The organism is Psychrilyobacter sp., assembly GCF_049671765.1.
In the GTDB taxonomy this organism is placed as follows: Bacteria; Fusobacteriota; Fusobacteriia; order Fusobacteriales; family Fusobacteriaceae; genus Psychrilyobacter.
Window position 1 is genome coordinate 1 of record NZ_JBATVM010000147.1, and the last position, 7,136, is coordinate 7,136.

General features: G+C 28.2%; 9 protein-coding genes. 5 read left to right on the forward strand and 4 right to left on the reverse strand.

The window, feature by feature from the left end; all coding sequences use genetic code 11:
• Nucleotides 1-2: 2 nt before the first annotated feature.
• The gene (hydE, locus tag WBG30_RS07025) at nucleotides 3-1,043 is read left to right on the forward strand and encodes a [FeFe] hydrogenase H-cluster radical SAM maturase HydE (RefSeq protein WP_424503930.1); all 1,041 of its coding nucleotides are present in this window, start codon (nucleotides 3-5) and stop codon (nucleotides 1,041-1,043) included.
• A 499-nt stretch (nucleotides 1,044-1,542) separates the two neighbouring features.
• Here hydE and WBG30_RS07030 read toward each other — a convergent pair whose 3' ends face one another.
• Nucleotides 1,543-3,690, reverse strand: coding sequence for a tetratricopeptide repeat protein (locus WBG30_RS07030; protein WP_424503931.1), 2,148 nt, complete (start codon nucleotides 3,688-3,690; stop codon nucleotides 1,543-1,545).
• A gap of 207 nt (nucleotides 3,691-3,897) precedes the next feature.
• Here WBG30_RS07030 and WBG30_RS07035 point away from each other — a divergent pair, with 207 nt between their 5' ends.
• From WBG30_RS07035 to WBG30_RS07050, 4 genes are all read left to right on the forward strand, one after another.
• Nucleotides 3,898-4,062, forward strand: coding sequence for a CopG family transcriptional regulator (locus WBG30_RS07035; protein WP_424503932.1), 165 nt, complete (start codon nucleotides 3,898-3,900; stop codon nucleotides 4,060-4,062).
• A gap of 117 nt (nucleotides 4,063-4,179) precedes the next feature.
• On the forward strand, nucleotides 4,180-4,308 hold the full coding sequence (locus WBG30_RS07040) for a hypothetical protein (protein ID WP_424503933.1): 129 nt from the start codon (nucleotides 4,180-4,182) through the stop codon (nucleotides 4,306-4,308).
• Nucleotides 4,302-5,039, forward strand: coding sequence for an antA/AntB antirepressor family protein (locus tag WBG30_RS07045; RefSeq protein WP_424503934.1), 738 nt, complete (start codon nucleotides 4,302-4,304; stop codon nucleotides 5,037-5,039). Before WBG30_RS07040 ends, WBG30_RS07045 begins: the two co-directional genes overlap by 7 nt.
• On the forward strand, nucleotides 5,039-5,302 hold the full coding sequence (locus tag WBG30_RS07050) for a hypothetical protein (RefSeq protein WP_424503935.1): 264 nt from the start codon (nucleotides 5,039-5,041) through the stop codon (nucleotides 5,300-5,302). Before WBG30_RS07045 ends, WBG30_RS07050 begins: the two co-directional genes overlap by 1 nt.
• Before the next feature lie 46 nt (nucleotides 5,303-5,348).
• Here WBG30_RS07050 and WBG30_RS07055 read toward each other — a convergent pair whose 3' ends face one another.
• The 3 genes from WBG30_RS07055 to WBG30_RS07065 form a co-directional block, all read right to left on the reverse strand.
• Entirely contained in the window at nucleotides 5,349-5,486 is a 138-nt protein-coding gene (locus WBG30_RS07055; protein ID WP_424503936.1) for a hypothetical protein, read from the reverse strand.
• A gap of 165 nt (nucleotides 5,487-5,651) precedes the next feature.
• Nucleotides 5,652-6,476 (reverse strand): hypothetical protein, encoded by an 825-nt coding sequence (locus tag WBG30_RS07060; protein WP_424503937.1) that lies wholly within the window; start codon nucleotides 6,474-6,476, stop codon nucleotides 5,652-5,654.
• Nucleotides 6,477-6,490: 14 nt separating this feature from the next.
• Nucleotides 6,491-7,136 (reverse strand): helix-turn-helix domain-containing protein (locus tag WBG30_RS07065; RefSeq protein WP_424503938.1); only part of this gene is annotated, 646 nt, incomplete at its 5' end.

The window sequence follows — 7,136 nt, forward strand, 5'->3', positions numbered from 1 at the left end:
ATTTGATCTACTTAATGAATACAAGTTCAGAAGATGATATAGAAAAAATATTTAAGAAAGCTTATGAAATTAAGTTAGAAAATATTGGAAATAAAGTTTATTATCGTGGACTTATAGAAATTAGTAACGAGTGTATTAAAAATTGTCTTTATTGCGGAATAAGAAGAGATAATCATAAAATCGAAAAATTTAGAATGACTAAAGAACAAATTTTAAATGGAGCTAAATGGATATATGATAATAATTATGCTTCTATAGCTATTCAGGCTGGAGAAAGGTGTGATGAGGAATTCGTTAACTTTATAGAGGAAGTTGTAATTGGAATAAAAGAAATCTCAAATAATGAATTAGGAATTACTTTGTCTCTCGGAGAACAGACCTATGAAACATACAAAAGGTGGTATGATGCTGGGGCACATAGATATTTACTTAGAATAGAAAGTTCTAATAAAGACATCTATGAATCTCTCCATCCAAAAGACCCTCTTCATAATCATGAAACTAGAATAGAGTGTCTAAGGGATTTAAGAAAGGCTGGATATCAAGTAGGAACAGGAGTAATGATAGGGTTACCAGGTCAGACTACAGCAGATTTGGTGGATGATATATTGTTTTATGAAAATATGGATATTGATATGATAGGTATGGGGCCTTATATCCTTCATGATGACACTCCTATGGGGAAAAAAGAAAAACATAATATTTTAGATAAGAAAAAAAGAGTTGAATTAGGATTAAAAATGATAGCTTTGACAAGAATATATTTAAAAGATGTTAATATAGCAGCTACTACTGCCCTTCAGGGACTAGACCCTTTGGGAAGGGAAAAGGGATTAAAAGCAGGAGCTAATATCTTAATGCCTATTACAACTTTAAAAGAACATAAAGCTAAATATCAACTTTATAATAATAAACCATGTCTAGATGACAATGCTGATCAATGTAAAAATTGTCTAGGAAAAAGAGTTGAAAGTGTTGGAGATGAGATTATTTACAACAACTGGGGAGATTCTCCACATTTTAAAAAAAAGCAGAACAAATAATTTATTTTAAAAGATATAAGAGTGATAAAAAAGAGGAAGGTTTAGAGTATATCTAGTCTCCCTCTTTTACTGATTTTATTGGTAATTTTATTTAAAAAAAGGATTTTATTGATTATACCGTAAAATCATTATAGAAAAGTAATATGACATTATATCTGAATAATAAAAAAAGCTGCTATTAAAAGCAGCAGTGGATTTATTTAAAGTGGCGCACCTAATAGGCATTATTTAAACATATTTCTATTCATTAAACCCTTGTTTTTATTGAGGTTTAATATCAATATTTTACGCGTTTTTTTGAGAAAAATATTTTTTGTCCCCAAACTGTCCCCACAGAATCACTATTTTTAGTATATAATTTGATTTAATTCTTAACTCTAAAGTAATTAAAAAAGATCCTAAAGAAATTAGGATCTTTTATTATTTTCTTAAGGGTTTAGTGGTACCTAAGTAAGTGCCGTTTTTAACCTCTAAGTTAGAAGTGCATGCTTAATGATTCTTATTTATTATTTGCTGCTAATTTATTTGCTGCTAATTTTCGATTATTTATTGCTCTTTGATCACCTGGATTTAACTCTATTTCTTTGTCATAGTCTAGAATAGCTTCTTTGTACTGCTTTAAATTAGCTTTTGCTACTCCTCTCCCACCGTATGCAGTTGCATATTTAGAATTTAATTCTATAGCTTTACTGTAATCCAGAATAGCTTCTTCATATTTTTTTAAATTAATTTTTGATATTCCCCTATTACTATACGCTATTGTGTAATTTGGGTTTAATTCTATAGCTTTATTATAATCTAAAAGAGCTTCTTCATACTTCTTTAAACTAGCTTTTGCTATTCCTCTATTATTATATGCTGTTGTGTAATTTGGGTCTAATTCTATAGCTTTAATATAATCTAAAAGAGCTTCTTCATACTGCTTTAAATTGCTTTTTACTAAGCCCCTATTGTTATATACTACTGTGTAATCAGGGTCTAACTCTATAGCTTTATTATACTCTAAAAGAGCTTCTTCATACTGCTTTAAATTAGCTTTTGCTATTCCTCTCCAACTATATGTTTTTGCATAATTTGGATCTAACTCTATAGATTTATTATAATCTGAAATAGCATCTATATATTCTCCTAAGTTAATTTTCGCTACACCTCTATTACCATATGTTTTTATATTATTTGGATCTAATTCTATAGCTTTATTATAATCTAAAATTGCTTCTTTATACTGCTTCAAACAAGCTTTTGAATGACCTCTCAAGCTATATGCCTCCATATAATTTGGATTTAATTCTATTGCTTTACTATAATCTAGAATAGCTTTTTCAAATTTGTTCAAACTAAAATTTGAGAATCCTCTTTCATAATAAGCTATTTGATAATTTGGATCTAATTCTATTGCTTTATCATACAATTTTATGTTTTCTTTGTAATTAGTTTCTGTTAAATTGGCCCATTCAAAATATAAACTAGCCAATAAATTACTTAATTCTTCATTTTTCAAATTTTTTATTTTTTCTTCTATTTCAAGAATCTTATTTTTTTCGTTTTCAAATTTTTTATTATTTTTTAAATTATATATAGTTTCTTTTATTAGATTAAATTTTTCGTTTTCAAATTTTTTAATAGATTCACAGACATTATTTTTTACCGTTGCTAATCTTTTATTAACGCTAGCATCTTCAATATCTACAATGTTGTTTAAAATTTCACCTAACATAGTAAATGGTTTGTTAATTATATTAGGCTGTTCTAAGCCAAGTGATTTACTTAATTCAAACATAAAAGAATCTGCATTGTATCCTTGAATTAAAGCAGCATTCGCATGTTCTTTCTCTAATAGTTCATGACAGACTTTATCACTTGGAATGCCATCTTTATAACCAACCCAATAAAGTCCTTTATCAAACCTTCCAAGCTTTATAATATGGTTAAAAATAAGGTCTTCACCGCTATATCCAATAAAAACCCAAGGTCTGTCTTTAATACTATGAATGATATTTGGAACTACTTCTTTTACTTTTTTCATTTCTTCTTGTGTATTAAGTAACCATAAACCATGATGTTGACCATGAAGATAAGTTACTGATTTTTTAGAAATTGTAGTTGTAGTTAAATCTTTAAGTATTGCAATATCATATGTTGGTGGAAATTCATTATATAATGCTAATGCTCTAATCATTAAATTATCAAAATTTACAGTAAGTATATAATCAATATAATTCTCTCTTAATAATTGTGCTAAATAAATATGTGCTACATTTATTTTAGCTTCTTTTATATACTTTTTTAATAGGTCATTTCTTTCATAAGGAGTCAAACAGTCCATAAGTTTTGAGTATGTTTTGTCTTTTTCATCCATTTTTTTAATTCTTGGGTTATTAGAGAAACCTTTCAAAATATCATTTTGAATTTCAAAAGCCAAAGGTATGTTTCCACTTTTAGAGACTCCAGCCCCTAAAAAAAATACTGGTAAAGGTTGGCTCTCCTGTTTTGCTTGTTTAAGCATATATACCAGATCGTCCATTGTAGCAATTGTAATTTTATTATTAATAGGTTCTATTATTTTTTCTAAGTTGTCTGCATTTTCTATTGCAATTTCACTTGCAATTTCACTTGAATTTTTTATTGTAGATTTTTTACTTTTCATTTTCCCCCCTATATGCATTTTTAAATACCACCATATTTTATACCACTATATCCAAATAAAATCAATGTTTCCTTAATAGAGTGTATATAAATAAGAATTGAGTTTTACTGGGGATTTTTATTTATACAGAAAAATCTGTAAAAATAAATTTGACTTTTTGGAACTCACAAACTATAATTAGATTGTGGAACTCAAAAAGGAGGTTTTATGAAAAAAATAGGAAGACCAAAAGTTGAATCACCTAAAAACATCGATATAAAAGTTAGAATTGATGAAGAAACTAACAAAAAACTTTTAGAATATTGTAAAATTAACAATATTTCTAGAGCTGAAGCTGTTAGAAAAGGTATAGATAAACTTTTGAGAAATTAAAAAAAGCCCTAAGTACTACTAATACTTAGAGCTGATTAAGAGGTATTACAGATATAATACGCTCCCACAAGTTAATTATACTGTATTGGCCTCTAAATTTCAATAGGAGGTACAGATATGAGAATGCAAACACTAGAAAATGGAATGAATGAAGTCAGCTTAAAAGGTATCAAAGCTAAATTTTATGTAACTACTGAAAAAGATGCAATAGAGATTGCCCTGAAGTTAGGTGGCGTAAAATGTTAATCAAACTAGAAAAAAATAAAGATGGAGAACAATTAGTAAATGCCAGAGAATTATGGGAGTTTTTAGGGAAGCCTTATGGAAGATTTAATGATTGGTTTGACAAAATGAAAGAATATGGGTTTGAAGAAAGTGTAGACTATATTCTTTTTACGGAAAAAAACGTAAAATTAGGAAGACCTAAAAAAGAATATATTTTAAAATTAGATATGGCCAAAGAATTAGCAATGTTGTCTAAAACCGAAAAAGGAAAGATGGCTAGAAGATATTTTATTGAAAAAGAAAAAGAGTATATTCAGCTCCTAAAAGGTGATACACAAGTTCCTACTACAATATCAGAGCTAGATTGGTTAAACTTCACCATGGACAGATTAAACCTATCTGATAGTGGGAAAATAACTATGTTACAAAAGTATGGAGCCAAGAAAGGGTTACCTACTGATTTTCTTCCTGATTATGTGGAAGAAGCCCCTACATATAGCCTAACTCACCTTTTAAAGCAATTTAATGTAAAATTTTCTGCTATGGCATTCAATAAAAAATTAATTGAACTAAAGATCATCGAGGAAATTAAAAGGCAATCTTCTAAAGGACAGATTAAGAAGTATAAAAAGATAATAGATTTAAAATATGGGAAAAACTTAATAAACCCTCAGAACCTAAAAGAAACTCAGGCTCACTACTATATGGAGCCGTTCCTAGAACTAGTAAACCTAGTAATGGAGGTAGCCTAATGGATAAAGATGAATTTATGGTTGCTATGAAGGAAACTATCGATACTTTCGCCCCACTACATGAAAATGAGGATTACAAGAAAATTAATAGTGATATGAAACAGATCCATGAGGAATTAGACTATTCTATCCTTAAACCAGAGGATAGGAAGAAGTTTCATAAATATGAAGATTTGGTGTCAGAGTTAGTGTGTATAGTGGAGGAGGTCTACTTTAAGATAGGCTATGAAACCTCGGAGTTTCATGGGAAGTTGAGTGAGTAGATAAAAAGCCAGGGAAATTTCCCCGGCTTTTTATGTTTATAATTTTTTATACTTCCTCGTAATCATGATCATCAGGGTTAAACCCTATATGCTCTATAACTTCTCTTAAATTTTCAAAATGAATCCCACAATCTATTTTGTATGTTTTATTATTTTCATCTTCGATAGATATTACTTGAAACATTCCTCCAGCCCCACATCTTTCAGAAACTTCGTGATCAGTTGAAATAGTAAAAAATATATTCTAACCACCTTAATATTAGATTTATTTAATTAATGGTACTGTATTTTATACTACATTATTTAAAGAAAATCAATAATGAGATGAAACTATTTTGCCCTTAATGATTTAACGTTCTATATTATAAAATCCTTGTAGCGACAATTGGTGTGGATATTTCTTTTTAATTTCTCCACAAAGATAACCTAAAAAAGTATAAACAGTTTCTTCACCAACATATTCTAATAGTTTTCTTTCTGATCCTACATCAAAAGCTTCTTTTCCAGTACCTTCAAATTTTCTTTCCATAAAATCGTCAAAATATTTATTTAATGTTTCATAGTAAAGCTGGTGTGCTGTTTCAAGATCACCTTCCGTGGAAGCATTCATATATGACTCTTTAATTTTCTTTTTATCTTTTTTTATCATATCAGTCATATGTTGAAGAGTCCGGTTATTTAATTCATGACCTTTACTTCTTAGATCTTCTGCTAGAAGTCTTATTGATAGCCTTAACATCATATAAATAAAGTTAGGTTGACTAAGAGCTCTCCTGTATTTAGAACTTGTTTTTGTACTACCGTTTTCAAAAGTGTTATCTAATGTAGCTTCTATAAGCCTGCAAGCATTCTCTAAAATATTTTTATTTACTTCTTCTTCATCAAAATATTTATAAATATATTCTATATTATCTGGCATCCCATGAGTTCCATCTTTCCAAGCTTTTTTTCCAGCTATTTTTAATCTTCCTGAATAAGCTGAGATCTTTTCTCCATTCCCTAGCCAAACTGAATGATAATCTTTTAAATTTAACTCAGATTTCAATGATAAACTAGTTACAGTAGTATCATGTATAATTCTGGCCGGACTTTTCCCTTCTAATTCAGCTACTATTAGTATTTTTCTTATTCTTTCTTCTGGGATTAATTCTAACGCATTATTTATTTTTTCCATCTGTCCTCCTTAAATTAATTTATATCTATGTAATCGTCATTAACAAATGATTTTAATTGTTCACCTATAGAAATTAGATTATTAGCTACACTATTTATTCCTTTTTTTATTTTTTTATTTTCTTTAGTAGAGTTAGTTTCTAGGAGTAATAAAATCTCACTACTATACCTATTCGTGTTTTCATTTAAAATATGAAGGACTTTAACGATCCTGTTTATACTATCATAATCACTTCTTAAACTATTACCCTGAGTAATAATACCTTTTTCTTCATCTTCTTTTATATACCCTGTCACAAATAAATCAAGTTTTTTTAATAATTTTTTTAAATCTTGCGTTTGTTTGAATTCAGAGGGATTGGTGGTTCTATTTTTGTTGATTTTCATATTTACATTACCTGTATTTTGGGGATCTATAATTTCTTGAATAAAAACTCTATTTTCTAAAGATAATCCTTTCATCTTAGAAAATTTTTTTAAAAATTTTATTGAAATAAATTTTTTCCCACCTAAATATGTTTTGACTGTATTTTCTGAAACACCTATTTGGTTAGAAAATTTTTTGTAATTTAAACCATTCTCAATTAAATATTCCTTAATAAGGCGTTTGGTTTGTAATAATTTTTTTTCTTCCATTATTCCAACTCCTTTTTTATTTTTG

Excerpts from the sequence above, each read along its gene's own strand:
- WBG30_RS07030 (WP_424503931.1), bottom strand. The coding sequence starts at position 3,690 with ATGAAAAGTAAAAAATCTACAATAAAAAATTCAAGTGAAATTGCAAGT.
- WBG30_RS07035 (WP_424503932.1), top strand. The coding sequence starts at position 3,898 with ATGAAAAAAATAGGAAGACCAAAAGTTGAATCACCTAAAAACATCGAT.
- WBG30_RS07040 (WP_424503933.1), top strand. The coding sequence starts at position 4,180 with ATGAGAATGCAAACACTAGAAAATGGAATGAATGAAGTCAGCTTAAAA.
- WBG30_RS07045 (WP_424503934.1), top strand. The coding sequence starts at position 4,302 with ATGTTAATCAAACTAGAAAAAAATAAAGATGGAGAACAATTAGTAAAT.
- WBG30_RS07050 (WP_424503935.1), top strand. The coding sequence starts at position 5,039 with ATGGATAAAGATGAATTTATGGTTGCTATGAAGGAAACTATCGATACT.
- WBG30_RS07055 (WP_424503936.1), bottom strand. The coding sequence starts at position 5,486 with ATGTTTCAAGTAATATCTATCGAAGATGAAAATAATAAAACATACAAA.
- WBG30_RS07060 (WP_424503937.1), bottom strand. The coding sequence starts at position 6,476 with ATGGAAAAAATAAATAATGCGTTAGAATTAATCCCAGAAGAAAGAATA.